This window comes from Micromonospora sp. NPDC047644, from assembly GCF_040704315.1.
Classification (GTDB): domain Bacteria; phylum Actinomycetota; class Actinomycetes; order Mycobacteriales; family Micromonosporaceae; genus Micromonospora.
This window is the reverse complement of sequence record NZ_JBEYSY010000018.1, coordinates 16,399-40,242: the sequence shown is the minus strand read 5'-3', so window position 1 is coordinate 40,242 and position 23,844 is coordinate 16,399. Positions and strand designations below refer to the sequence as shown.

At 72.1% G+C, this 23,844-nt stretch carries 18 protein-coding genes; 9 read left to right on the top strand and 9 right to left on the bottom strand.

Annotation, left to right across the window (positions count from 1 at the left end; translation table 11 throughout):
• Window positions 1-70: 70 nt before the first annotated feature.
• Window positions 71-4,048: a type VII secretion protein EccCa gene (eccCa, locus tag AB0877_RS26565; protein ID WP_366612246.1), complete on the bottom strand. Its 3,978-nt coding sequence runs from the start codon at window positions 4,046-4,048 to the stop codon at window positions 71-73.
• Between the two features lie 101 nt (window positions 4,049-4,149).
• Here eccCa and eccD point away from each other — a divergent pair, with 101 nt between their 5' ends.
• On the top strand, window positions 4,150-5,553 hold the full coding sequence (gene eccD / locus AB0877_RS26560; protein WP_366612245.1) for a type VII secretion integral membrane protein EccD: 1,404 nt from the start codon (window positions 4,150-4,152) through the stop codon (window positions 5,551-5,553).
• A 31-nt stretch (window positions 5,554-5,584) separates the two neighbouring features.
• Here the strand turns inward: eccD and AB0877_RS26555 are convergent, their stop codons facing one another.
• Window positions 5,585-6,091: an inorganic diphosphatase gene (locus tag AB0877_RS26555; RefSeq protein ID WP_210864877.1), complete on the bottom strand. Its 507-nt coding sequence runs from the start codon at window positions 6,089-6,091 to the stop codon at window positions 5,585-5,587.
• Window positions 6,092-6,624: 533 nt separating this feature from the next.
• Here AB0877_RS26555 and dacB point away from each other — a divergent pair.
• The 3 genes from dacB to tilS all read left to right on the top strand — a co-directional run bounded on the left by dacB (window position 6,625) and on the right by tilS (window position 10,261).
• The gene (dacB, locus tag AB0877_RS26550) at window positions 6,625-8,094 is read left to right on the top strand and encodes a D-alanyl-D-alanine carboxypeptidase/D-alanyl-D-alanine-endopeptidase (protein ID WP_366612384.1); all 1,470 of its coding nucleotides are present in this window, start codon (window positions 6,625-6,627) and stop codon (window positions 8,092-8,094) included.
• Between the two features lie 93 nt (window positions 8,095-8,187).
• Window positions 8,188-9,258: a zinc-dependent metalloprotease gene (locus AB0877_RS26545; protein ID WP_366612243.1), complete on the top strand. Its 1,071-nt coding sequence runs from the start codon at window positions 8,188-8,190 to the stop codon at window positions 9,256-9,258.
• Window positions 9,259-9,268: 10 nt separating this feature from the next.
• Window positions 9,269-10,261, top strand: coding sequence for a tRNA lysidine(34) synthetase TilS (tilS, locus tag AB0877_RS26540; protein ID WP_366612241.1), 993 nt, complete (start codon window positions 9,269-9,271; stop codon window positions 10,259-10,261).
• 15 nt (window positions 10,262-10,276) lie between these two features.
• On the opposite strand, the gene AB0877_RS26535 is transcribed toward tilS, so the two are convergent.
• Window positions 10,277-11,239 (bottom strand): helix-turn-helix domain-containing protein, encoded by a 963-nt coding sequence (locus AB0877_RS26535; RefSeq protein WP_366612239.1) that lies wholly within the window; start codon window positions 11,237-11,239, stop codon window positions 10,277-10,279.
• Window positions 11,240-11,281: 42 nt separating this feature from the next.
• Between AB0877_RS26535 and AB0877_RS26530 the strand changes: the two genes are divergently transcribed.
• From AB0877_RS26530 to folE, 4 genes are all read left to right on the top strand, one after another.
• Window positions 11,282-11,527 carry a hypothetical protein gene (locus tag AB0877_RS26530; protein ID WP_366612395.1) on the top strand — a complete coding sequence of 82 codons (246 nt, stop codon included), beginning with the start codon at window positions 11,282-11,284 and terminating at the stop codon, window positions 11,525-11,527.
• A gap of 100 nt (window positions 11,528-11,627) precedes the next feature.
• The gene (gene hpt / locus AB0877_RS26525) at window positions 11,628-12,203 is read left to right on the top strand and encodes a hypoxanthine phosphoribosyltransferase (protein WP_030328005.1); all 576 of its coding nucleotides are present in this window, start codon (window positions 11,628-11,630) and stop codon (window positions 12,201-12,203) included.
• A 528-nt stretch (window positions 12,204-12,731) separates the two neighbouring features.
• A complete protein-coding gene (ftsH, locus tag AB0877_RS26520; protein ID WP_366612237.1) occupies window positions 12,732-14,750 on the top strand; it encodes an ATP-dependent zinc metalloprotease FtsH in 2,019 nt (672 codons plus the stop codon).
• A gap of 35 nt (window positions 14,751-14,785) precedes the next feature.
• Entirely contained in the window at window positions 14,786-15,451 is a 666-nt protein-coding gene (gene folE, locus AB0877_RS26515; protein WP_091403265.1) for a GTP cyclohydrolase I FolE, read from the top strand.
• Between the two features lie 36 nt (window positions 15,452-15,487).
• Here the strand turns inward: folE and AB0877_RS26510 are convergent, their stop codons facing one another.
• Together AB0877_RS26510 and AB0877_RS26505 are read right to left on the bottom strand one after the other, a co-directional pair.
• The gene (locus tag AB0877_RS26510; RefSeq protein ID WP_366612236.1) at window positions 15,488-16,207 is read right to left on the bottom strand and encodes a hypothetical protein; all 720 of its coding nucleotides are present in this window, start codon (window positions 16,205-16,207) and stop codon (window positions 15,488-15,490) included.
• A gap of 28 nt (window positions 16,208-16,235) precedes the next feature.
• Complete coding sequence (locus AB0877_RS26505) at window positions 16,236-18,797, bottom strand: FtsK/SpoIIIE domain-containing protein (RefSeq protein WP_366612234.1); 2,562 nt, start codon at window positions 18,795-18,797, stop codon at window positions 16,236-16,238.
• Window positions 18,798-18,992: 195 nt separating this feature from the next.
• Here AB0877_RS26505 and AB0877_RS26500 point away from each other — a divergent pair, with 195 nt between their 5' ends.
• Window positions 18,993-19,550 (top strand): hypothetical protein, encoded by a 558-nt coding sequence (locus AB0877_RS26500; RefSeq protein WP_366612382.1) that lies wholly within the window; start codon window positions 18,993-18,995, stop codon window positions 19,548-19,550.
• A 2-nt stretch (window positions 19,551-19,552) separates the two neighbouring features.
• Here the strand turns inward: AB0877_RS26500 and AB0877_RS26495 are convergent, their stop codons facing one another.
• From AB0877_RS26495 to AB0877_RS26480, 4 genes are read right to left on the bottom strand one after another with little or no spacing between them, the layout of a single operon-like run.
• On the bottom strand, window positions 19,553-20,152 hold the full coding sequence (locus AB0877_RS26495; protein ID WP_366612232.1) for a hypothetical protein: 600 nt from the start codon (window positions 20,150-20,152) through the stop codon (window positions 19,553-19,555).
• A 13-nt stretch (window positions 20,153-20,165) separates the two neighbouring features.
• On the bottom strand, window positions 20,166-21,344 hold the full coding sequence (locus AB0877_RS26490) for a M23 family metallopeptidase (protein WP_366612230.1): 1,179 nt from the start codon (window positions 21,342-21,344) through the stop codon (window positions 20,166-20,168).
• Entirely contained in the window at window positions 21,341-21,898 is a 558-nt protein-coding gene (locus tag AB0877_RS26485; protein WP_366612228.1) for a hypothetical protein, read from the bottom strand. Before AB0877_RS26485 ends, AB0877_RS26490 begins: the two co-directional genes overlap by 4 nt.
• Window positions 21,895-23,844: an MFS transporter gene (locus tag AB0877_RS26480; protein ID WP_366612226.1), complete on the bottom strand. Its 1,950-nt coding sequence runs from the start codon at window positions 23,842-23,844 to the stop codon at window positions 21,895-21,897. The genes AB0877_RS26485 and AB0877_RS26480 overlap by 4 nt, the downstream gene beginning before the upstream one ends.

Below are 23,844 nucleotides of genomic sequence, written 5' to 3'. Positions count from 1 at the left end.
CCCGACGGAACCATGACGATCGGAGATTACCGGTTTCCCCACCCGTCACGGGAAGAACCGGCGAGTCAGGTCATTGCGGCGCCAGTTGTGCCAGCTGAACGAGGCGTACGCCCTCCCGTCGGGTGACCAGCCGACCACGCCCCGGCGGCAACGGCCCGGGACGCACCGACCCGACGAGCGCGCCCTCCTCGGGGCTGCCCGCCATCACCAGTCCGGCCGTGGACAGCTCCCGCAGGCGCTGCACGATCGGCTCGTACTGGGCCCGGCTCGCCCCACCGGACCGGCGGGCCAGCACCAGGTGCAGCCCGATGTCCCGGGCGTGCGGCAGGTGCTCCTCCAGCGCGCGTAACGGGTTCGCCGGCCCCGCCGCCACCAGGTCGTAGTCGTCCACCAGCACGAACAGCTCCGGCCCGGACCACCAGGACCGGTCCCGCAACTGCTGCGGCGTGACCTCCGGCCCGGGAGCCCGCCGCTCCAGGTACCCGGCGGCCGACTCGACCAGGTCGGCGGTGTGGGCCGCCGCGGTGCCGTACCCGATGAGGTGTGGCGTCTCGATGGCACCGAGCAGGCTGCGCCGGTAGTCGACGAGGATCACCCGGGCCTGCTCGGGCGTGAACCGGGTGATGATCGACGTGGCCAGCGCGCGCAGGAACGACGACTTGCCGCACTCCGAGTCCCCGAAGACCACGAAGTGCGGCTCGCTGGCGAAGTCGAGCGACACCGGGCGCAGGTCCGCCTCCGCGATCCCGATCGGCAGCCGCAGCCCGGTGGTCGAGGTGAGGTCCAGATCGGCGTACGGCAGCACCGGCGGGAGCAGCCGCACCCGGGGCGCCCGAGCACCCGTCCACCCGTCGGCGGCCCTCTTGACCAGGTCGGCGGTGTCCCCGCCGGCGGTGCCGAGCTGCGGCAGCGCGGTGAGGAAGTGCAGGCCCTCCGCGGTCACCCCGCGGCCGGAGCGCTCCGGCACGTTGGCGGCCGCACGCCGGGCCACCAACGAGTCGGCCGGGTCACCGAGGCGCAGCTCCAGCCGGGAGCCGAACAGGTCCCGGATCGCCGGGCGGAAATCCAGCCAGCGCAGCCCGGTGGCGACCACGTGCAGCCCGTACGACAGACCCCGGGTGGCCAGGTCGGTGACGAGTGGCTCCAGGTCGTCGTACTCGCCGCGGATGGTGGTCCACCCGTCGATCACCAGGAACACGTCGCCGTACGGGTCGGTGCCCGGCTGGCCCACGGTCCCCGCTGCTGCTCGACGCTGCCGGTACGCGGCCATCGACTCCACGCCCAGCTCGGCGAAGCGGCGTTCCCGGTCGACCAGCAGCGTGGTCATCTCGCCGACGGTGCGCCGTACGGCGGTCGGGTCGGCGCGGCCGGTCACCCCGCCGACGTGCGGAAGGTCGCGCAGCGCGGCCAACCCGCCGCCGCCGAAGTCGAGACAGTAGACCTGCACCTCGGCCGGTGTGTGGGTGAGCGCCAGCGCGCAGATCAGCGTGCGCAGGGCGGTGGACTTGCCGCTCTGCGGCGCGCCGACCACCGCGACGTGGCCGGCGGCGCCGTCCAGCGCCAGCCAGAGCAGGTCCCGGCGCTGCTCCAATGGTTTGTCCACCACCGCCATCGGCACCCCGAGGGCCCCGTGCAGCTCAGGGTTGCCCACGGTCAGCCCGCGTTTCGGGTGCGCCTCGACCGGGCCGAGCAGTTCGTCCAGGGCGGGCGGCTGGCCCAGCGGCGGAAGCCAGACCTGGTGCGCCGGCGGGCCCTGCCCGACGAGCCGGTCCACCAGCAGGTCGAGCAGCGTCCTGGCACCCTCCTCCTCCGCCACCACGGGCAGGGCCGGGGTCTCCGGCTCGGGCACCGGTACGACGTGGGTGGTGAAGGTGAGCAGCCGCGCTCCTCCCTCGGCGGCGACGCCGCCCGGCGCGGCCCGCCGGCGGACGGCGCCGGAGACGTACGCGGCCTTGAAACGGGCCAGCGGGTCGGTGCCGGCACGCAGGTAGCCGTGACCCGGTGAGCGGGGCAGCTCGTGCGCGTCCGCCACGCCGAGCACCGTCCGGGACTCCAGCGCCGAGAAGGTGCGCAGCCCGATCCGGTACGAGAGGTGGGTGTCCAACCCGCGCAGCCGACCCTCCTCCAGGCGCTGGCTGGCGAGCAGCAGGTGCACGCCGAGCGACCGGCCCAGCCGGCCGATCTGCACGAACAGGTCGATGAAGTCGGGCTTGGCGGAGAGCAGCTCCGAGAACTCGTCGCAGATCAGCAGCAGCGACGGCAGCGGCGCGAGAGGGCTGCCGGCCGCCCTGGCCCGCTCGTAGTCGCGCACGCTGGCGAAGTTGCCGGCCCGCCGCAGCAACTCCTGGCGGCGGACCAACTCCCCGTTGATCGCGTCCACCATGCGATCGACAAGGGGCAACGCGTCGGCCAGGTTGGTGATCACGGCCGCGGTGTGCGGCAGCCGGTCGAACGAGGTGAAGGTGGCGCCACCCTTGAAGTCGACGAGCACGAAGTTGAGCTGCTCGGAGCTGTGCGTGGCGGCGAGCCCCAGCACCAGCGTGCGGAGCAGCTCGGACTTGCCGGAGCCGGTCGCCCCGATGAGCAGGCCGTGCGGGCCCATACCGTCCTGGGCGGACTCCTTGAGGTCCAGCTCGATCGCGCCGCCGTCCGCGCCCACCCCGATCGGCACCCGCAACCGGTCGCGTGCCGAGCGCGGCAACCAGCCCTGTTCCGCGCTGAAGCTCTCCGGGTCACCGAGGCCGAGCAGCTCGGGGAGACCCAGGTCGGCCTGGAGCGGGGAGTCCGGCCCGCGGGCCGCGCCGGCGAGCCGCAGCGGTGCCAACCGTCGGGCGACCGCCTCGGCGTCGGCCAGGTCCAACTGGTCGGCGGTGCCCACCTCGGCGTGCCCGTCGGAGGACCGCGAGTGCAACCGCCGGCCGTGCAACTCCAGCAGCAACGCGTACCGGTCCAGCAGTCGGGGCGGCGGGGTGTCCAGGTCCAGCACGGTGACCGCGTCGATGCCGCCGTCGCCGGTCAGGTCACTGGCACCGGTCAGGTCGCCGCCGTCGAGGACCACCACCACGTGCTGGCCGTCGGTGGCCGGACCGGCCGGGCTGAACCGGGACCGGGTGGCCAGGACGTCGGCCAGCAGCGACTCCAACTCGGCGGCCGAGCTGGTGACCAGGCGTACCGGGCCGAGCGCGTCGGCGCGGCCGGGATGGTGGGCGTGCGGAAGCCACTTCACCCATTCCCAGCAGGCGCGGCGCTCCGGCCCGGCGCAGACCGCGACGAGCAGCTCGTCGGGGGCGTGGAAGACCGCCAGCTGGGTCAGCACGGCCCGGACCAGAGCCTGCGCCGGCGGGTCGCCGGTGGTTGGCCCGTCGGTGGTCGCGGCCCGGCCACGGCCGGCGGATCGCACGTGCACCCGGGCGAAGCTGCGCAGCGACAGCGCCACCGGCAGGTCCGGCACCACCGAGTACGCGTCCAGGAAGCGGCGTAGCGCGCCGGCGGTCATCGGCTCGAGCTCCTCCAGCGGCCGGGTGACCGGTGGGACCAGTGGGGTGGCCAGGGTCTGCGGCCCGACGGCGACCCGCACCACGGCGAAGTCGGGGTCGGCGGGGCGGCGTTCCCAGACCCGGTGGCTGTCCACCGTCGACCAGAGCCGGCCCGGGTCCGGGTGCCGGTAGTAGAGCCCGGCCCGTTGCTGGCCCGCGGTGCGGCGTACCCGCCGCCGCAGTGTGGCGAGGTGGCGCAGGTACTCCCTGCGGGCGGCCATCATCTCGGACTTCTTCGGGGTGCCGGAGGCGCTGCCCCAGGACGTCACCAGCATCGCCAACGAGGAGAGCCCGAACATGCCGCCCACCACGTACGAGTAGGCGCCGCCGCCCCGGCCGAACATCATCGCCATCGCCACGGTGCCGCCGAGCATGGGCAGCAGCATGAGCAGTTGCTGCCACCGCCCGCCGGTCACCACGGGGATCTCCGGCGGCGCGTCGACCGGCAGCTCACCGGCGGGTATCTCCGGCGCTGGTCGGCGCGGGGGGCGCTTGATGACGACGGTGGACACTCGGCCTCCTGACAGCGCTGGGTAACCCGAGCCTGGCTCATGGTAGGTAAAGTCCTGTCGTCCGCGCAGCCTCCGATCCCCCTCGATATGGAGACCAGTCGATGACTACCGGGCTGGCACGCGTCACCATCAGCGCTCCGCAACGACGGGTGGACGTCGCCCTGCCGGAGCAGGTGCCCCTGGCTGAGCTGCTGCCCGACGTGCTCCGGCACGCCGGTGTCGGGCTCGCCGACGACGGCGAGCAGCACGGCGGCTGGGTCCTGCGCCGCACCGACGGAGCGCTGCTGGTGACCGCACAGGCGCTGCTGCCGCAGGGAGTCCGCGACGGTGAGGTGCTGCATCTCGTGCCGGCCCGCGCCCACTGGCCCGAGCTGGAGTACGACGACGTCATCGAGGCCATCGCCGACGGTGCTCGCCGCCGCGGCGGCGCCTGGTCGCCGACTGCCACCCGGGCAGCCGGTCTGGCCGGTGCCGCCGTACCGCTCGCGGTCGGACTGCTCGCGCTGCTCGCCGGCGGCCCGACGCACCGGGCCGGCTGGCTGGCGGCCGCCGTCGTGGCGCTGGTGCTCACCGTGGCCGGCACGGTGGCCTCCCGCGCCAACGGCGACGGCGCCGCCGGGGCGACGCTCGGCGGCTACGCGCTGCCCTACGCGTTCACGGCCGGTGCCCTGGCCGTCGGCTCCGGTGATCCGGTCGGGCCGATCGGGACGGCCCGCTGGGTGGGCGCTCCCGAACTGCTGGCCGGCTCGGTCTCGCTGCTGCTGGTGGCGTTGATCGGTTTCCTCGGAGTGGCCAGTCGGCTGCGGGTCTTCGTGGCCGGTGTCACCGTCGGCCTGATCGGCGCGGGGGCCGCGCTCGGTGGGCTGCTGACGACCACGGCCGGTACGGCGGCGGTGCTGCTCAGCGCACTGGTCTTCGCCGTCGGCGTCATCCCGCTGCTCGCCATCCGGCTGGGCAAGCTGCCGCTGCCGCCGATCACCCTGCCCACCGCCACCCCCGCTGAGGAGCCGGAGCGGGTCCGGGATCTGCCGGACCGGGGCCGAGTGCTCGCCGCGGTGATCCGCACCGAGGAGGTGCTCACCGGGATGCTCATCGGCCACGCGCTGCTGGTGGTGGCCACAGCGGTCGTCCTCGTGGTCGCCGGTGGCACGGCGGGCCGGGTGCTGGTGGCGGTCACCTCGGCTGTGCTGCTGCTGCGGTCGCGGCTGTTCGTGGCGCTGCGACACCGGGTGCCGACGGTGCTCGCCGGGCTGGCCGGCTACGCGGCGCTGGGTGCCGTGCTGGTCGGTCGGGCCGACGAGACCGGGCGACTCGTGCTGGTTCTGGGCGGGGCGGCGCTGGCCCTGGTGGCGGTCGCCAGCGGCACCGGGTACGCCCGCCGGCCCGTCTCGCCGTACCTCGGGAGGGTCGCGGACCTCACCGACACGGCCCTGGTGGTCGCCGTGGTGCCGATCGCCTGCGCGGTGCTCGACCTGTACGACAGGGCCCGAGGGCTGCTCGGTTGAGCGACCCTCGGGCCCGGTGCGTCAGTGCTGGTCAGTGCATGGTTTCGCCGCGCGCCTCGGCGTCGCGGGCCCGCTGGTAGGAGGCGTGGATCTCGGCCTCGGCCTCGGTGCGGCCGACCCAGGTCGCGCCCTCCACCGACTTGCCGGGCTCCAGGTCCTTGTAGACCTCGAAGAAGTGCTGGATCTCCAGGCGGTCGAACTCGCCCAGGTGGTGGATGTCGCGCAGGTGCTCCTGGCGCGGGTCCTCGTAGGGCACGCAGAGGACCTTGTCGTCCCCGCCCTTCTCGTCGGTCATCCGGAACATGCCGATGGTGCGGCAGCGGATCAGACAGCCCGGGAAGGTCGGCTCGGGGACCAGCACGAGGGCGTCCAGCGGGTCGCCGTCCTCGCCGAGGGTGCCCTCGATGAACCCGTAGTCGGCCGGGTACTGGGTGGAGGTGAAGAGGGTGCGGTCCAACCGGATCCGGCCGGTCTTGTGGTCCACCTCGTACTTGTTCCGGTGACCTTTGGGGATCTCAACCGTCACGTCGAAATCCATCTGCACGCTCCCTCGTCTGCCCACGCTGGCTAACGGAACCACTGGCGGCCCCCCGGACAGGTGAATGCCCACCCGCCGACTCCGGCCGCCGCATAGTCTTCGGACCGAAGTAGTGTCACCCAAGCCGATTTTCGCTGGGGGAGGAGGGGGTCGTGGGGAGGGAAGATTCACACTACCGCCCGGATGGGGGCTCCGCGCACGGTACCGGACGATCCGGCTCCGGCAGTGCCAAGGGGCGGGTCCCGGTGCCGGAGGCGCACCTCCCACGGGCCCCCGAAGCACCGACCCCGGCACCGGAGACGGTGCCCGAGCGGCCCCCGCCGCTGCCCTGGCGCCCACCGGTGGGGCCGGCGTCGCCCACTCCGAACGCGGGTCGATTCCCGGTAGCCGGCGGTGAGCAACCGGTGAGCGGCCCGCCACGCGGCAGCGCCACGGTCCCGGTGAGCCCCGCCCCGGTCAGCCCGTCGTTCGGTCCCGGACCGACCGCCCCCGGCCCGGCCGGGGTCCCCCCGGTGGGGCCGCCGATCTCCGCCTTGCCGGCACCCGCCGACGCCGCGCCAGCGCCAGCGCCCGCCCCGCCACGCCCCAGGAGACGACTGCCGGTGGTGCTGGCCGCCGTGCTCCTGCTGGTGCTCGCCAGCGTCGGGATCGTGATCACCCGTCCCGGCCCGGTCGCCGGGTGGCTGGGCGACGACGCCGGGTCCGGGCCGAACGCGGTCGGAGTGACTCCGGAACCCGCCCCGTCGGACGTGCTGGGTGGCCCGGATGCGAACGCCCCGGTGCCCACCCCGGACGGGGTTCGGGCCGCGCTCGATCCACTGGTCGGCGTCGCCGCCCTGGGCGACCGGGTGAACGTCTCGGTCGCCGACGTGATCACCGGTCAGACGCTGTTCGCCAAGGGGGCGGACGACGGCACGGTGCCCGCCTCGGTGACGAAGCTGGCGACCGCGGTGACAGTGCTGGCGGCCCGGGGGCCCGGCTACCGGATTCCCACCCGAGCCGTGGCCGGCGCGAAGGCCGGCGAGGTGGTGATCATCGGGGGTGGTGACCCGACCCTCGCGATCAACAAGAAGGGTTACTACCCGGGCGCGGCGCGCCTCGACGATCTGGCCGCCCAGGTGCGTACCGCGCTCGGCGGCACACCCCCGACCAGTGTCACGGTCGACGGCTCGGTCTACTCCGGCCCGGTCTACGGCCCCGGCTGGGACGACGACATCCCCACCGGCGGTTCCGGGGGCGCGGTGACCGCGCTGATGACCGACGGCGCGCGGACCGACCCGGGCGTCGAGCACGGGTCCGCCCCTCGGTTCGCCGAGCCGGACCTGGCCGCCGGCAAGGCGTTCGCCCGGTTGCTCGGGGTGCCGACCGACTCCGTGAAGCGGGGAGCGGCCCCGCCCCAGGCGGCGGCCGGTGCCAGCCCGGCACCGGGTACCGAACTGGGCGTGGTGCAGTCCCCGCCGCTGATCAGGCTGGTCGACGTCATGATCAGCGAGAGTGACAACCTGGTGGCCGAGGCGCTCGCCCGGCAGGTCGCGTTGGCCCGCGGTCAACCCGCCTCGTTCGACGGCGGTGCCGCCGCCATGGACGCCGAGGTGGCGGAGTTGGGCCTGCCCGCCGACGAGATCAGCGTCTCCGACGGCAGCGGCCTGTCCCGGCGTAACCGGATCAGCCCGTCGCTGCTGACCGACCTGATCCGCTTGGCCGCCAGCCCGGACCATCCGGAGCTGGCCGGCGTCTTCGGCGGTCTGCCGGTGGGCGGATGGTCCGGGACGCTGAACGAGCGCTACCGCACCGCTGCGGGCACCGCCGCGGGCGCGGGCAGCGTCCGGGCCAAGACCGGCACCCTGACCGGCGTGCACTCCGTCGCGGGCCTGGTCACCACCGCCGACGGTCGGCTGTTGACCTTCGCGGTGCTCACCGACAAGGTGCCGGGGGACCGGGACACCGCCCAGCCGGCACTGGACCGGATCGCCGCCGCGCTGGCCGGTTGCGGCTGCGGCTGACCGTCGCCGGTTCGGGAGCGACGCGGTCGCCATCGGCGTCGATCGAGGGCGCGAGCCCGGGCCGGGGTGTCGCGGCGCGGGTACGGTGGGTTCATGGCGCAGTTCGTGGACTGGGATCTGGCCGCCGCAACCGCGGGGGCGTTGAGCAAGTCTGGCCCCCGCGTGTCGTACGCGGAAGCCACCGACGTGGTCGGCGACCTGCGTCGGCTGACCGACGAGGCGGCCGGGCACGTGGCCGACTACACGGGGTTGCGGGCGCAGGTGTCGCATCCGCCGGTCCGGGTGGTCGATCGCCGCGACTGGGCCGCGACCAACATCGCCGGTCTCCGCGAGGTGATCACACCGCTGGTGAGCCGGCTCTCCGGCGACAAGCAACCGGGCGCGTTGACCGAGGCGATCGGGTCCCGGCTCACCGGAGTGCAGGCCGGGACGGTGCTGGCCTACCTCTCCGGCCGGGTGCTCGGCCAGTACGAGGTCTTCTCGGCCGACCCGGGCCAGCTGCTGCTGGTCGCGCCGAACATCGTCGAGGTGGAGCGCAAGCTCGGCGCGGACCCTCGGGACTTCCGGCTCTGGGTGTGTCTGCACGAGGTCACCCACCGCACCCAGTTTACGGCCGTGCCGTGGATGCGGGCCTACTTCCTCAGCGAGGTGCAGGCGTTCGTCGACGCCTCGTCCACCGGCAGCGAGCACCTGGTCGAGCGGTTGCGGCGCGGGGTGGCCACCCTGTCCGACGCGGTCCGTGACCCGGAGAGCCGCACCAGCGTGCTGGACATCGTGCAGACCCCGGCGCAGCGGGCCGTACTGGACCGACTCACCGCCTTGATGACCCTGCTGGAGGGGCACGCCGAGTTCGTGATGGACGGCGTCGGCCCGCAGGTGATCCCGAGCGTGGAGCGGATCCGGGCGTCGTTCAACCGACGCCGGGAGGCGGGCAACCCGCTGGAGAAGGCGATCCGCCGGCTGCTCGGCGTGGACGTCAAGATGCGCCAGTACGCCGAGGGGCGCAAGTTCGTGCACGGGGTGGTGGAACGCGTCGGCATGGACGGGTTCAACTCGATCTTCAACTCGCCGCTGACCCTGCCTCGACTGTCGGAGTTGGGTGACCCGGACGCCTGGGTCGCCCGGGTGCACGGGCCGGCCGGCACGATCCCGGCCGCTGGCTGACCACCCGCCGGTGGCCGCGCTCGCACCGCCGGTGGCCGCGATCCGGGTGGCGGTCCGCCGCGCCCTGACCGGTCTGCCGTCCGGCGGGCCGGTGCTGGTCGCCTGCTCCGGTGGAGCCGACTCGCTCGCGCTCGCGGCGGCCACCGCATTCGTGACGCCGCGGCTGGACCGCGCCGCGGGGCTCGTCACCGTCGACCACGGCTTGCAGGACGGCTCCGCGGAGCGCGCCGAGGCGGTGGCCACCTGGGGGCGAGAGGTCGGGTTCGGGTCGACGACCGTGGTCCGGGTGGAGGTGGCCGGGCGTCCCGGCGGGCCGGAGGCAGCCGCCCGCGAGGCCCGCTACCAGGCGCTGACCGAGGCGGCCCGGCAGCAGAACGCCGTCGCGGTGCTCACCGGGCACACCCGTGACGACCAGGCGGAGACGGTGCTCCTCGCGCTTGCCCGGGGCGCCGGCCCACGAGGGCTGGCCGGGATGCCCGCCCGGCGCGATCTGGGCGGGGTGCCACTGCTGCGCCCGCTGCTGGAGATCGGACGGGATCAGACCCGCGCCGCCTGCGTCGCCCTCGGGCTGAGCCCGTGGCAGGACCCGCACAACAGCGACCCGTCGTACGCCCGTTCGAGGGTGCGGGGTGACCTGCTGCCGGCGCTGGTACGGGCGCTCGGGCCGGGTGTGGTGGACAACCTGGCGCGTACCGCCCGGCTGGTGGCGGCCGACAACGCCGCGCTCGACGAGTTGGCGGGGACGGCCCTGGCGGTGGCCCGGTGCCCCGACGGAGGGCTGTCCGTGCCGGCGCTGCTCGGCCTGGTTCCCGCCGTACGCAACCGGGTTCTGCACGCTTGGGCCCGCGAGTTGGGCGCGCCGCCCGGTGCCCTGTCGCACCGGCACATCGCCGCTCTGGACGCCCTGGTGACCGAATGGCGCGGTCAGGGCCCGGCCGACCTGCCCGGCGGTGTCCGGGTGCTCCGCCGCGACGGCCGGCTGACATCGGTGCGCCCGGCCTGACCTGACCGGCCGCTCTCAGCCGCTGTGTGCCCGGTCCCGGAAGGTGGTCCGGTAGCTGTGTGGGGTGGCGCCGACCCGGCGACTGAAGTGGTGGCGCAACGCGGCCGCGTCGCCGAAGCCGGACTGGTCGGCGACCGCCTCCACGCTCAACGGGGTCTCCTCCAGCAGCCGGCGGGCGAGCAGCACCCGCTGGTTGGTGAGCCAGTCGTGCGGGGTGGTGCCGGTCTCGGCCCGGAACCGGCGGGCGAACGTGCGGGGCGCCATGCCGGCGCGGGCGGCCAACTCCTCCACGGTGACCGTCCGGTCCAGGTGGCCCATCAGCCACTCCAGCACCGGTTCGAGGGTGGGTGCCTCGGGCGCTTTCGGGATGGGCGCCTCGACGTACTGGGACTGGCCGCCGTCGCGGTGCGGCGGGACCACCATCCGCCGGGCCAGCCGGGTCGCGGTGGCCGAGCCGTGCTCCTGGCGGATCAGGTGCAGGCACGCGTCGATGCCGGCCGCCGTGCCCGCGCTGGTGAGCAACCGACCGTCCTGGACGTAGAGCGAGTTGCACCGCACCTGGGCGCGCGGGTGCCGGCGTTGCAGCTCGTCCACGTACCGCCAGTGGGTCGTGCACTCGCGGTCGTCGAGCAGCCCGGCCTCGCCGAGCAGGAAGGCTCCGGAACAGACGCTGAACAGGTACGCCCCGCGGGCGTCGGCCCGGCGGAGCGCGTCGAGCACCGGGCCGGGGACCGTGGTGCCCTGGCTGTGCGCGGGGATGGCCACCAGGTCGGCCTCGTCGACCGGGCCGAGGTCGGCGTGGGGGGTGAGGTGGAAGCCGGACGAGGTACGCACGGGAGCGCCGTCCGGACTGCACACCTGGAAGCGGTAGGCGGGGAAACCGTCGGCTGTCCGGTCGGTGCCGAACACCTCGGCCAGCACGCCGAGCTCGAAGGGAGCGACCTGGTCGAGGGCGAGGACGGCAACGGACCGCAGCATGTGACGAGGGTAACCCGGAAGGTGGCAGTAAATCGATGACCAATGGCATTCCTGCCACTGTCCGATCGCTTCGCGAGGTCGCAGACTTGTCTCAGTCCGGTGCGCACCGGCGGCGAAACCGACAGCAATCATGCGAAAGCGAGCGCCGCCATGGAGTTCCTGTTCATCCTCCTGTTCCTCGTCCTCCTCGCCGCCGCCTCGGCGGCCGGCCTCACCGTCGACAGCCACGATTCGGCCGACTGGAAGCCGAGCGACGATGGCCGCCGCTGGCGGTCACGCACCAACTGATGTGATTAGCGTTGTTTGCGCAGAAAATCCTCGGCGGGACCGCGCCAAAAGGTGCGGCCCCGCCGACGGAGGCCATCCGACGTACGGCAGGCTAGGAGTCATGGCTGACGGCTCCTGGTACGACGCCGACATCGACCACGTGATCATCTCCGAGGCGCAGATCCGCGAGAAGACGGCGGAGCTGGCCAAGCAGGTCTCCGCCGACTACGCCCACGTGGGCGACGGGCTGCTGCTGGTGTGCGTACTCAAGGGCGCGGTGATGTTCATGGCGGACTTCGCCCGGGCCCTGGGCCGCAACGGCCCGCCGGCGGAGCTCGACTTCATGGCCATCTCGTCCTACGGCCAGGGCACCACCTCCTCCGGGGTGGTCCGCATCCTCAAGGATCTGGACCGGGACATCGCCGGTCGGCACGTGGTCGTCGTCGAGGACATCGTCGACTCCGGGCTCACACTCTCCTGGCTGCTGCGCTACCTCGAGTCGCGTTCGGCGGCGAGCGTCGAGGTGGTCGCCCTGTTCCGCAAGCCGGACGCGGTGAAGGTCCCGGTGCCGGTGAAGTACGTCGGCTTCGACATCCCCACCGAGTTCGTGGTCGGGTACGGCCTCGACTTCGGTGAGCGCTACCGGGAGCTGCCGTACGTCGGGGTGCTCAAGCCCGAGGTCTACGCCCGCTCCTGACGCCGGGCCGACCCGTCACGACGGCCTGCGGGTCGACGTGAGCCCGACTTGTATCGGCATCCATCAAGCCGACGTTCAGCGCGCTCTCAGCTGATGCGGTTACCGTGTAGCACGGTGGCCCGGAGGTTCCTCCGCGCTCGACCCACTCGATCGCGTGACCGGGCGCTCGGGTGGCCGAGCCGGACTCCCCGCCACGCCGGCTTCCACCCGGACTCGCCGTACGGCGGCTGCGGGGCTGGTGGGCCTGCCCACGGTGCGTGTCGTCGATGTCGAAGGCGCGCGGAGTGCGCAGGCTCGCAGTTTCGCTGCTGGCGTACACGGTCTTTTGATGGTGCACGACTGCGGGGCTCGCAAGCTCACTCCTCGCGTACACGGTGTACCGTCGAATGACCGCGGCGCGGTAGTTTTCGCGCCTCGGGGTCGAGTCGGCCCGCACGGCGGCTCCGGCCGCCGCTCAGCGCGGCGACACCATCAGACGGTCAGGACGTCGATCAGGAGGATGCGGGCGCCCCGGCGCTCGACAACAGTATGGAACGTACGCGTTTCTTCCGCCGACCGGTGGTCTGGATCATCCTGGTCATCCTCGGCGCCGTTGTGCTCAGTCAACTGTTCACCAGTGGTCCCAGCTACCACCGGGTGGACACTTCCGTTGCGCTCGATCAGCTGCATACCGCCAAGATCAACAAAGCGGTCTTCCAGGACAAGGAGCAGACGCTCCAACTGGACCTGGCCCAGAAGACCAAGTTCGGCAAGACCGAGACCAACAAGATCGAGGCCCAGTTCCCGTACCAGGCTGGCGACCAGATCTGGAACGAGGTGCTGGACGCCAAGGCGGCCAACCGGGTCACCGGCCCGGCCGACACCAAGGTCTCCTCGGACAGCATCTGGGTGAGCCTGCTGGTCAACCTGCTGCCAATCGCGCTGCTCGTGCTCCTGCTGCTGTTCTTCATGTCGCAGATGCAGGGCGGCGGCTCCCGGGTGCTCAACTTCGGCAAGTCCAAGGCCAAGATGATCACCAAGGACACTCCGAAGACGACCTTCGCGGACGTCGCGGGTTCCGAGGAGGCCGTCGAAGAGCTGTACGAGATCAAGGACTTCCTGCAGAACCCGGCCAAGTACCAGGCCCTCGGCGCCAAGATCCCGAAGGGCGTGCTGCTGTTCGGCCCGCCCGGCACCGGCAAGACGCTGCTGGCCCGCGCGGTCGCCGGAGAGGCCGGGGTGCCCTTCTACTCCATCTCCGGCTCCGACTTCGTGGAGATGTTCGTCGGCGTCGGCGCCAGCCGGGTCCGTGACCTGTTCGAGCAGGCCAAGACGAACGCCCCGGCGATCGTCTTCGTCGACGAGATCGACGCCGTCGGCCGGCACCGTGGCGCCGGCATGGGCGGCGGCCACGACGAGCGGGAGCAGACGCTCAACCAGCTGCTCGTCGAGATGGACGGCTTCGACACCAAGGGCGGCGTCATCCTGATCGCGGCCACCAACCGGCCGGACATCCTCGACCCGGCGCTGCTGCGCCCGGGCCGGTTCGACCGGCAGATCCCGGTGGACGCCCCCGACATGGAGGGTCGCAAGGCCATCCTGCGGGTGCACGCCAAGGGCAAGCCGTTCACGCCCGACGTCGACCTCGACGCGGTGGCCCGTCGCACGCCGGGCTTCAGCGGCGCCGACCTGGCCAACGTGATCAACGAGTCGGCGCTGCTCACCGCCCGCAAGGAGCAGCGCGCGATCACCAACGACTCGTTGGAAGAGTCGATCGACCGGGTGGTCGCCGGCCCGCAGCGTCGGACCCGGGTGATGAGCGACCAGGAGAAGAAGATCACCGCGTACCACGAGGGTGGCCACGCGTTGGTCGCCTGGGCGCTGCCGCACGCCGCGCCGGTGCACAAGGTGACGATCCTGTCCCGTGGCCGCTCGCTGGGCCACACCCTGGTGCTCCCCACCGAAGACAAGTACACGCAGACCCGCGCCGAAATGATCGACACCCTGGCGTACGCGCTGGGCGGTCGCGCTGCCGAGGAACTGGTCTTCCACGAGCCGACCACCGGCGCCGGCAACGACATCGAGAAGGCCACCCAACTGGCCCGCGCGATGATCACCCAGTACGGCATGAGCTCCAAGCTCGGCGCGATCAAGTACGGCACCAGCGGGGACGAGCCGTTCCTCGGCCGCAACATGGGCCACGAGCGGGACTACTCGGACTCGGTGGCCGCCGAGATCGACGGCGAGATGCGGGCACTGGTCGAGCTGGCGCACGACGAGGCCTGGGAGATCCTGGTGGAATACCGGGACGTCCTGGACAACATCGTGCTCGAGCTGATGGAGAAGGAAACCCTCTCCACGGCCGACATGGCGCGGATCTGCTCCCGGGTGGTCAAGCGCCCGCCGCTGGCGCCGTACAACGGCTTCGGCAAGCGTCAGCCCTCCACCGAGCCGCCCGTGCTCACCCCTGCGGAGAAGGACAAGCTCAAGGCGCAGGCCCAGGCCGACGGCGCGCAGGCGTCGGTCGGCGGCGGGACACCGTCGAACAACTCGGACGGCACGCACTGAGCAACGACCCGACGGCCAGCTCCCCACACCGGGAGCTGGCCGTCTCCGCGACCGAACCCGACGGCGACGACGAGCTGGACTACGTGGCCGCGCGGCTGATCAGCGGCAAACTGACCGGCCGCCCCGTCGAGGACGCCGTCGACCTCGGCCGGATCGAGAAGGCCGTCCGCGAGATCCTGATCGCGGTCGGTGAGGACCCGGACCGCGACGGACTCCAGCAGACCCCGGCCCGGGTCGCCCGCGCGTACGCCGAACTCTTCGCCGGCCTGCGGGTCGACCCGGCCCAGGTGCTCAGCACCACCTTCGAGGCCAACCACGAAGAGCTGGTCATCGTCCGGGACATCGACGTGATGAGCCTCTGTGAGCACCACCTGCTGCCCTTCCGGGGCAGCGCGCACATCGGCTACATTCCCGGCCCCGACGGGCGGATCACCGGCCTGTCCAAGTTGGCCCGACTGGTCGAGGTCTTCGCCCGTCGTCCGCAGGTGCAGGAACGGCTCACCTCACAGGTCGCCGACCTGCTGATGAGCAAACTTGCGCCACGCGGCGTCGTCGTCGTGCTCGAATGCGAACACATGTGCATGGCGATGCGCGGCATCCAGAAGTCCGGTGCCAAGACCATCACGTCGGCCGTACGCGGGATCCTGCAGTCGGACTCCAAGTCACGGGCCGAGGCGATGGCGCTGATCATCCCCCGCTGAGATCCCGTCGCACCACGGCCGGGTAGGTCCCGCCCGTCAGCCGGCGAGCAGGGCCAGCAGCAGGCCGACCGTCGCCAGGACCGCCGGCACCAGGCACACCAACGCGCCGAAACGCACCGTACGGTCCAGTCGCTCGGTGGGGCCGACCCGGAACAACCGGCCAATGCCAATCCAACCGGCGACGAACGCGACCGCCGGCATCGGCAGCCCGCAGATCAACGCCGCCACGGTGGCCGGTCCCACCCCCGTCGCCGCCAGAACCATGACCTGGATCAGCGGCACCAACAGCGCGAACGGCCCGTACACCAGGAGGTTGCGCGCCCTCGCGGGCCAGGACCCCGGCCGGAACCGGCGGCGCGCCGCCAGCGCCCCGTCCGCCGCCTCGGCCCAACCCCGCGCGGTCCGCAGCGCCGCCAACACGGCGGCCGGGCCGCCCGCCATCGACCGGGCCGCCTCCGTCAGCTCCGGCGGTGACGGCACCAGGGAGATCGCCGGTACGCCCAACTCGCGCAACCGTTCCTGCTGACTCGCCAGGCCGGTGCGGAGCACCGTCAACTCCTCCCGGGCGGCCTCCGCCGACCGGGCCTGCTCACCGGCGGCGGCAGCCGCGCCCCGGCGTACCCCGTCCAGCTGGCGGGCGGCCGCGAGATACTCCGTCCAGGCACTGCTGTGCTCGACCGCCCGCGGCGTGGGGTCCCCGGTCGCCGCGGCTGCCCGCTGCCGTCCCGGCCCGGTCACCGTCGCGATCGAATCCACCTCGACACCCTCCACGTGCGCCACCCGATCAGCCGGCCACGTCGGCGAACGGCACCAGGACGGTGCCCCGCTCGTCCGGGCCGTCCCAGAGCACTGCCCGGTCGGGGCGCACCTGCCACTTGACCGGCCGACCGAAGACCGCCGTGAGCTGCGCGACCGGCACGTCCAGCACGGCCACCGCCGCCAGCTTGTCGACCTCACCCGCCGGCTCGAACAACGCGGCGAACGGCGGCACCGCGCGCCACCAGCCCAGCAGATGCCGCCCCGTCGGCGGTCCGTCCCGCAGGAGCGACCGCAGCCGGTCCACCGGCAGCTCCCGGGGACCCGGCCGGTCCAGCCCGAAGACCACCAGGTATGTCGGCAGGTCGTCGGCCGCGTCCGCGAGCAGTGTCGGCAGATCCACCAACTCGGCCGGATGCCGGGTCGCCAGATCGGCCGTCAACGCCTCCGCCAGGACCCGGGCCCCCGGATCCGGAGCCGCCACCAGGAAGCGGGCAGTGCCCGGCGCGTGGTGAGCCGACGTGCTCCGTGCCGCCGTCGCCAACAGCCCGCCCGCCGCGGTGCCCGACCCCAACACCGCTAGGTTGCGCCCGGCCGCCGGCCCCAACGGCACGGCGACCGTCGACCGGGCCACGTCCACCGCCCGGCCCAGCAGGGCGGCCGGCCCGTGAGCCTGTCCCGCCAGCGCCGCCCGGTGGCGCGGATCGTTGCCCAGCAACGGGCGGGCGTAACCCGCGAAGACCTTCGGCGGCACCGAACCCGCTGGACGGGCCGCCCACAACTCGTGCCGCAGCTTCTCCACGACCTCCGGATGATCCTGCGGGTCCGGGTGACGGATCAACCTCTCGTGACCCCGGATCGCTCCCCGGGGGCCGCCGAGCCCGCCGGCCGTGTTCACCACCGCGCTGCCCACCGGTAGGCCGGCCGCCGAGTCGTTGGTCGGCTCCAACACCGGACTCCCACCCGGCAGCGCCACCCGCACCGGGAACTGCCCGAGCACCGAATCCCGATGACCAGCATCCGCGCGCGCGCTCAGCCCCAACTCGCCGGCACCCGCCAACACCAGGTGTACGCCGTACGCCCGACCCGCCCGGGCCAGCCCGTCCAACTGGGCGGCCACCTCGGCGGCCAGCCGGTCCCGCTCGGCGAAGAGCAGCGGCACATTGTCCACCACACAGACGATCCGGGGCAGCGGTTGGTGCTGACGCAGCTCCGCGAAGCGTTGCCCCCCGGCCCGAGCGCCCGCCTCCGTGCGGCGCTGGACCTCGGCCGACAACTCGTCCAGCAGATCCCGGACGTACTCCCGGTCGGCGGCCATCGCCGCCGCGCGCACCTGCGGAACCCACGACCGGTCCCGCTCGGTCTGCAGGAACTCCACGAAGGACTCGCCGTCGCCGAGATCCGCCAGGTAGAACGCCAGGTCGTCCGGGCCGTACCGGGCGGCCAGGCCGAGCAACGCGGTGGTCAGGAACGCCCCCCGGCCCGCCGCGGACCGGCCGCTCACCAACCAGTGCGGGGTCAACTCGGTGAAGCCCAACGGCACCGACCGGCCCCCGGCATCGCCGACGGTCGTGGTCAACCCGTCGGCCGAGTCCGATTCCCACAGCCGCTCACCAGTCGGCGGCAGCAGGGCAGCCAACGCCAACCGGGAGCCCGCCTCCACCTGCTCGGCGCGCCGCCGACAGACCGCGTCGACCAGCTCGGCCGGCGGATCCGACTCGACGAAGACCGGCGAGTTCAAACCGCCCGGCGGATCAGCGCCCGGCCCGGCGAACGACGACCCCGGCGGATCGCCGAGCAGCGCGTACGCATTCCGCAACGACAGCGCGGTGGTGTGCGGCAGCGGTGCCCGGGCCGAGTACGGCCCGGCCGGCGGCCAACCCGCCACCACCAGGTGCAGCCCAGCGGCAGGCCCCTGCTCGGCCAACGTCTCGAGGCGCGCCAGATCGCTCGGGCCGGTCGACTCCGGAAGCGCGGCCACCACCAGCAACAGCGTCCGATCATGGCGGCGTCGTCCACTCGCCCCCGGCGTCACCCACTGCTCCGCCTCGGTCAGCACCGCGCGCAGACCCACCACGTCCACCGCCGGTGGCGGCAACAGGCCAGCGTCCGCGAGTGGCCCGAACGGCGTCAACGCAGCCCCGGTGGCATCCACGGCGCGAATCAGCAGGGCACCCGCCGGGGCCGCACCCAACAACCGCAGAAGTACGGCCCGGAGCAACCCCGCGACCCGTGGCTCCCGCGCGTCAGCGTCCACGCTGAGGTGACCGGTGCCGACAAGTGGCACCAACGCGGGGAAACGAGCGTCGTCCAACGGCGCTGCGGTGCCGACCCGAACGAATGGCGGCGGACCGTCACCGGCCGGCGAATCCACGGTGAGTGAGTCCAGCGCAGCACCCGACCAGCCTGGCGCCAGCAAGGCCGCAGCGGTCCGTAGCCGGTCGGCCACCTCGTACTGACGGCGCTGATCGGCCGGAGCCGGCCGCGTCTCGTCCAGGATCCCGGCAGCCGCGGTCACGACGGCCGACGCCCGACGGTGCAGGGCTGCGGCGCGGTTCGTGCGAGCCTTCGGACCGGCCACCGCGTCCACCCCCTCTACCCGAGGTTGGCAACCCCTCCCCGAGCAGAGACGGTATCCCAGCCGACGGTCCTCCTCCGGGAGGCGCCTCGGCGCTGCGCCGGTGTTGTCGTGGATCTCACCGGTGGGTAGGGGTGCGTCACGATCCGCTGGATCTGGGGCATTGGCTCCGGAGCGTCCAGCCGATAACGTCAGGAGGTGGAATCAGTGCAGCCCCCCGCCGGTTCCCAGGTCTCCCGCGTACCGGCCCAGCGGACACCGTCCGAGCAGTTGCCGCCCGCCCCGGCAACGCCGGCACCGCAACCGCCACGCCGCCGAATGCGGACGGTGCTCACGGTCGTCGCTGGCGTGCTCGCCCTGCTCTGCCTCGGCGGGGTCGCCACCGCCCTGGTCTGGTACAACCGCGCCTCGACACCCGACCGCAGCACCCCGGAGGTGGTGGTGGACAACTATCTGCGCGCGTTCCTCGTCGATCGCAACGACGTCAAAGCGGACCTCTTCACCTGCGAGAGCGAGTCACAGTTGGAGGCGTTACGCGCTCTGCGGACCGATCTAGTCGAGCGGGAACAACAACTCGGCGTCGCCATTCTCGTTAGCTGGGGTGGCCTTGACATTGATTCTCATGGTGATTCCGCCTCCGTCTCGACGGTAATCCGGCGCAGCGCCACCGTGGATGGCGTGCCACAAAGCTTGACGGACTCTTGGCGGTTTGACGTCGTAAAGCAGGAGGGCTGGCGCGTTTGTGGCGGCGTGAAACTAGGCTGACGTCACTCGATCCACAAGAGATGAACTGGCACCTCCAGGGTGCTGGGTGACTGGCCGCGCCAGGCCCAGCGGTACCACTCCACCTCAGGTGTGACTCGTACGCAGATGTCCCCTTCGGCGCCCGAGTAGGTCTCGGTGACCGCTCGGAGGTCACGGTGCTCCAGGCCGCCCTCGACGTGCACCACCCGTCGGCCAGTGACCGCGTCCGCTTCGAAGACCGGTGTGGGGGTCCGGTGTGCCGGGCCGTCCAGCGAGACCAAGCGGATGCCCGTGTCCCGGGCCTCGTCCACTGCGGGACGGCTGCCGACGGTCTCCACCCAGACCCGCTCCACCGGCACCAACGGCGCGAAAACCTCGACCTGGTCGGCTTCGGCCCGGTACCACTCGTGCTCGGGGATCACCGGCACGTAGGTCCGGGCGCTCTGCACCACCCGATCGTCGGCGCGCAGGTCGCCGCGCCAACCCATCCCGGGCAGCCCGACCAGCACCCGACGACCGCGTAGCTCGACCCGCTCCGTCGCGGGGACGATGGTCAGCGGTCTCGGCGGCTGCGGTGCCCAGTCCGGCTGGTCGGCGAAGGGGTCAGGTAACGGCCCGGTCATACAGGTGCTGGCCTCACTCGGCGGCGCGCAGCGGGGCACCCCGCGCGCGCATGAACGGAACCGGGTTCACCGCGCCAGACGCGTTACGGTCGTTGCGCAGGTGCACCTCGAAGTGCAGGTGCGGGCCGGAGGAGTTGCCACTGCTGCCGACCTTGCCGATCACCTGACCGGCTGTCACGATCTGATCCTTCTTGACGAAGGGCTGCACCACCATGTGGCAGTACCGGGTGATGTAGCCGCCCGCGTGCAGCAGGTCGACGAACCAGCCGCAGCCCCCCTTGCCGGGAAATCCGTCCACGTTGCAGTCTTCTCGGCCGCGGTCGTCCTCGTCGCAGGTGGAGACCAACACCCGACCAGTCGCTGCGGCGCGGATCTCGGTGCCCTTGGCCGCGCCGATGTCGACGCCGTTGTGACGGGGTCGACTGGCGGTGCGGAAACCGGAGCCCACTCCGCCGGGGATCGGCGCGGTCCAACCGGAGGCGGCGATCTGACCGCGTTCGGCCGCGTTGCACACCGCCTTGCCGTTGATCTCGACAGTGCGGGCCGCCCCACCGGCCAGTGCGTCGACGATCCGGCTGGCTACCTCTTCGTGCTTGGCGTACGCGTCCGGGTATGCGCTGATCTGGACTCGCTGCGCGACCACCGTCAGTGGTCGTTGTTGCCAGCTCCCCACCTTCACGAGCTTCTCGTAGAACTTGCGGGCTGCGTACGCGGGGTTCAACCGCTCGGCGACGGTGCCCCAACCCGGGCGCTGCTGGAACAGGCCCAGCGAGTCGTGGTCCGCGCCAACGCCCTCGTGTGGCAGGGCCAGGGATTCGGGTACGCCGCTGTTGGCGAGGTTGCGCAGGGCGGACTCCTGCATCGCGGTGGCGAGGGCGACGACCCAGCCTCGCGAAGGCACGCCCATGTCCTGGCCGACCTTGATGATGATCGCGGCATTCCGGACCTGTGTGTCGCCGTACTGGGCGAATCGCGGCAGCTTGCCCCCGATGTTCACCGCTCGGACCGGCCCGCACTCCATGCCTGCCATGGTGTCGCCGTTCTCGGCGTCGTCGCCTCCGAGCCCGGTGAGGAAGAACGCCGCAGTGCCGCCGGTGCAGCAGAGCAGAAGCAGCACCCCGGTGAGCACCGCGGCAACTACCCCGCGCCGGAGGGGGCCGCGGCGGGTCTTGACGTTACCAACGTCGCTCATGGCCGCTCCCAGTCCAGAACGTCGACCAGCCAACCGCCATCGGAGGTGACCAGCTCCAACCGGAGCCCGCCGGCATCAAGGGGTAGCAACATCTCGACGAACGTCTCGGTCCGCTCTCGCATGGTTGGAGGACCGGTGACCTTCTCGGCCGGCACGCTCTCGGGCTCGGCGCCGGTCAACTTCTCCCTCAGCGCCGGCGTGGAAAGTGGCCGCAGACCAGCCTGCCACTCTTCGGTGGTCATCCCGGGGCTGCCCAGCCACGCCTTGGCGAAGCGATCGGCGGTCTGTTCGGGCGTGCGGGCGCCGGGCGACGTCACGGGTGACGGCGGAGCCGCGCTGTTGAGCAGGCCGTCGTCGCCGGCCGTCGGGTCCACCGTGATGATCGGCCCATCCGGACGGCTACTCAATCCGTCAGCCGAGTCACCCGGGCTGGAGATCAGCCTGGCCGCCCCGAGCACACCGACGACCACCACCCCGATCACGAGTGCAACGCCCAGCCGGGACCGCAACGCCCGGGTGAAGAGGAATTCCAGCGCCCGTCGCATCGCCGTCACCTCGCCTCTGAGCGCACCCGAGGTCCGGTGCGATCCGGAACACGTTCGGTGGAGCCTGGGCGGTAGACCACGAAGGACGGGTTTTCAGCCGGAACATCTGGCTCGGTCCAGGTCGCCGGCTGTCGACGGCGGGGCTGCGGGGCGGTTGGGCGGGTCCGACCTTTGCCCTCCTCCGACGGCGCCTCGTCGGGCCGCTCTCGGCCGTCGGGGCGCACCGTGTCTGCGCGTCGGTCCTCGGCCGCAGCCGTCGGCACCGGGGCCGGGTCCTCCCGCCGCGCCTCCGGGCGCAGTCGGGTCTGTTCCGCGTCGGGTGACCGTCGACGTCCGCCCACCGGCTCGGCGGTGCCGCCCGGCTCGGCTACGTCCAGCCGAGCGGCGGTCCGCATGTCGCGGAAGAACCGGCGGTGCCAGGATCCGGCCGAACTGACCGCTTCGCTGCTGTCCTTGCCGCCGAGTTGCGTGATCCTCCGGTACGGCCGCAGCAGCAGCCACCCGACCACCCCGCAGAGCCAGACCAGCACCACCTGCAGCCAACCCGGCATGGTGGGAGTGCTCATGATCAGGTCGACGGCGAACAGGTAGATGGCTGCCCCGGTGCCGAAGATGGCGATGTTGAACAGCGCGGCGACCACGGCGTTCGCCAATCGCCGCAGGCCGGCGCTGGCCGGTCGAAGCAAACCGATGGTGCCCAGGATTGGTGCCGCAATCACCGCCCACCGGAAGATCAGGAAACCCAGCAGTACCAGTAGCGACGCGGTCAGGTCGAACATCGCGAAAAGTAGAGCCGCGAGCACGGCGATGAAACCTGCGCCCACTCGATCCATATCGCGTATGCCCTGGAGGTATTCGTACGCCTCTGGGTCCTCGGTCTTAATCTGCTGGGCCACCCGCGCCCACTGCTGCTGCTTCGCCTTGATCGTCGCTGGTCGAGTAGCCGGGTTGGCGCGTAGCTTCTCCGCCTCCTCCCAGGAGAGCGCCTTGGCGTCGTAGAGCGCCGGACCGTACTTACGAGCGGTCTCACTGTCGGCCGAGCCGAGCACTCCGCGGAGCCAATTCCGATACAGCATTGTCTCGGTAGCGGTGTCGCTGGCGCGGACGGCAGGGGTTCGAAGATCCTTGCAGCGGTCAGGGTCGATGCACCGCCCAGGGTCCGGCTCCTTTGCCTGCGGCCCAACGGCGTCATGCACCACTCCCAGGCCGGTCACAAGTGCGCCGTCGGCGATATTCGCTGACTTGACCGGCCACGCGGCCAACGCCGTGACCGCGACCATCACCAGCAGTGCCCAGCCCGCGGTGGTCATCGCGTTGCTCATGTCTGATTGTCGGGACCGCCAGAGCAGATAGAGTCCTACGACACACAGGGTGACGATTCCGAAGACGCTGAAAACCTTCTGGTACACGGCTTTGGTCGCCTGTTCGACAAGCGGGTCAGCCCATCCCCACATCGAACCGGGGTCCCAGGCGCGCTCCCTGAGCGCATTTGATGCACCGATGATCGCCGTTGCGGCCATGAACTCGCCATTGGCGATTGTCGTGGTGAACTTGTAGTCCGGATGAAGCACGCTCGAGGCGCAACCACCGTCGATGTCATAGGTGTTATAGCTGTAGCCGCCGTAGCCATAGAGGCTGTACCGACCAGCTACTCCATTCGCGGCCTCCGTCGGTGGCGCGGCGGCGAACCAGCCGGCAAGCCCGGAGTCCGGCGTACCCGGGGTTGGTGCGTTGCGGCAAGTGACTTGGTCTTCACTGATCGCCTGCAGCTTTGCCACGCAGGCGCGGAAGTCGGCTTGCCATTCGGCGGTCGTGCAGAGGTCGGCGCGGGCCTGGGCGGTGGGCGGTGCGGCGGCTGCGGCCTCCGCGCCGATCAGCGGCCAGGTGAGGGTGGCCCCGGCCAGTACGCCAAGGGCGAGCAGGAACGACGCGGTCCTTGCCCAGGCCCTAGCCAT

Bases quoted from the DNA above. Each gene is read 5' to 3' on its own strand.
- eccD (WP_366612245.1), top strand. From the start codon at position 4,150: ATGACTACCGGGCTGGCACGCGTCACCATCAGCGCTCCGCAACGACGG.
- AB0877_RS26555 (WP_210864877.1), bottom strand. From the start codon at position 6,091: ATGGATTTCGACGTGACGGTTGAGATCCCCAAAGGTCACCGGAACAAG.
- AB0877_RS26545 (WP_366612243.1), top strand. From the start codon at position 8,188: ATGGCGCAGTTCGTGGACTGGGATCTGGCCGCCGCAACCGCGGGGGCG.
- AB0877_RS26535 (WP_366612239.1), bottom strand. From the start codon at position 11,239: ATGCTGCGGTCCGTTGCCGTCCTCGCCCTCGACCAGGTCGCTCCCTTC.
- AB0877_RS26530 (WP_366612395.1), top strand. From the start codon at position 11,282: ATGGCATTCCTGCCACTGTCCGATCGCTTCGCGAGGTCGCAGACTTGT.
- hpt (WP_030328005.1), top strand. From the start codon at position 11,628: ATGGCTGACGGCTCCTGGTACGACGCCGACATCGACCACGTGATCATC.
- ftsH (WP_366612237.1), top strand. From the start codon at position 12,732: ATGGAACGTACGCGTTTCTTCCGCCGACCGGTGGTCTGGATCATCCTG.
- AB0877_RS26495 (WP_366612232.1), bottom strand. From the start codon at position 20,152: ATGACCGGGCCGTTACCTGACCCCTTCGCCGACCAGCCGGACTGGGCA.
- AB0877_RS26490 (WP_366612230.1), bottom strand. From the start codon at position 21,344: ATGAGCGACGTTGGTAACGTCAAGACCCGCCGCGGCCCCCTCCGGCGC.
- AB0877_RS26480 (WP_366612226.1), bottom strand. From the start codon at position 23,844: ATGGCTAGGGCCTGGGCAAGGACCGCGTCGTTCCTGCTCGCCCTTGGC.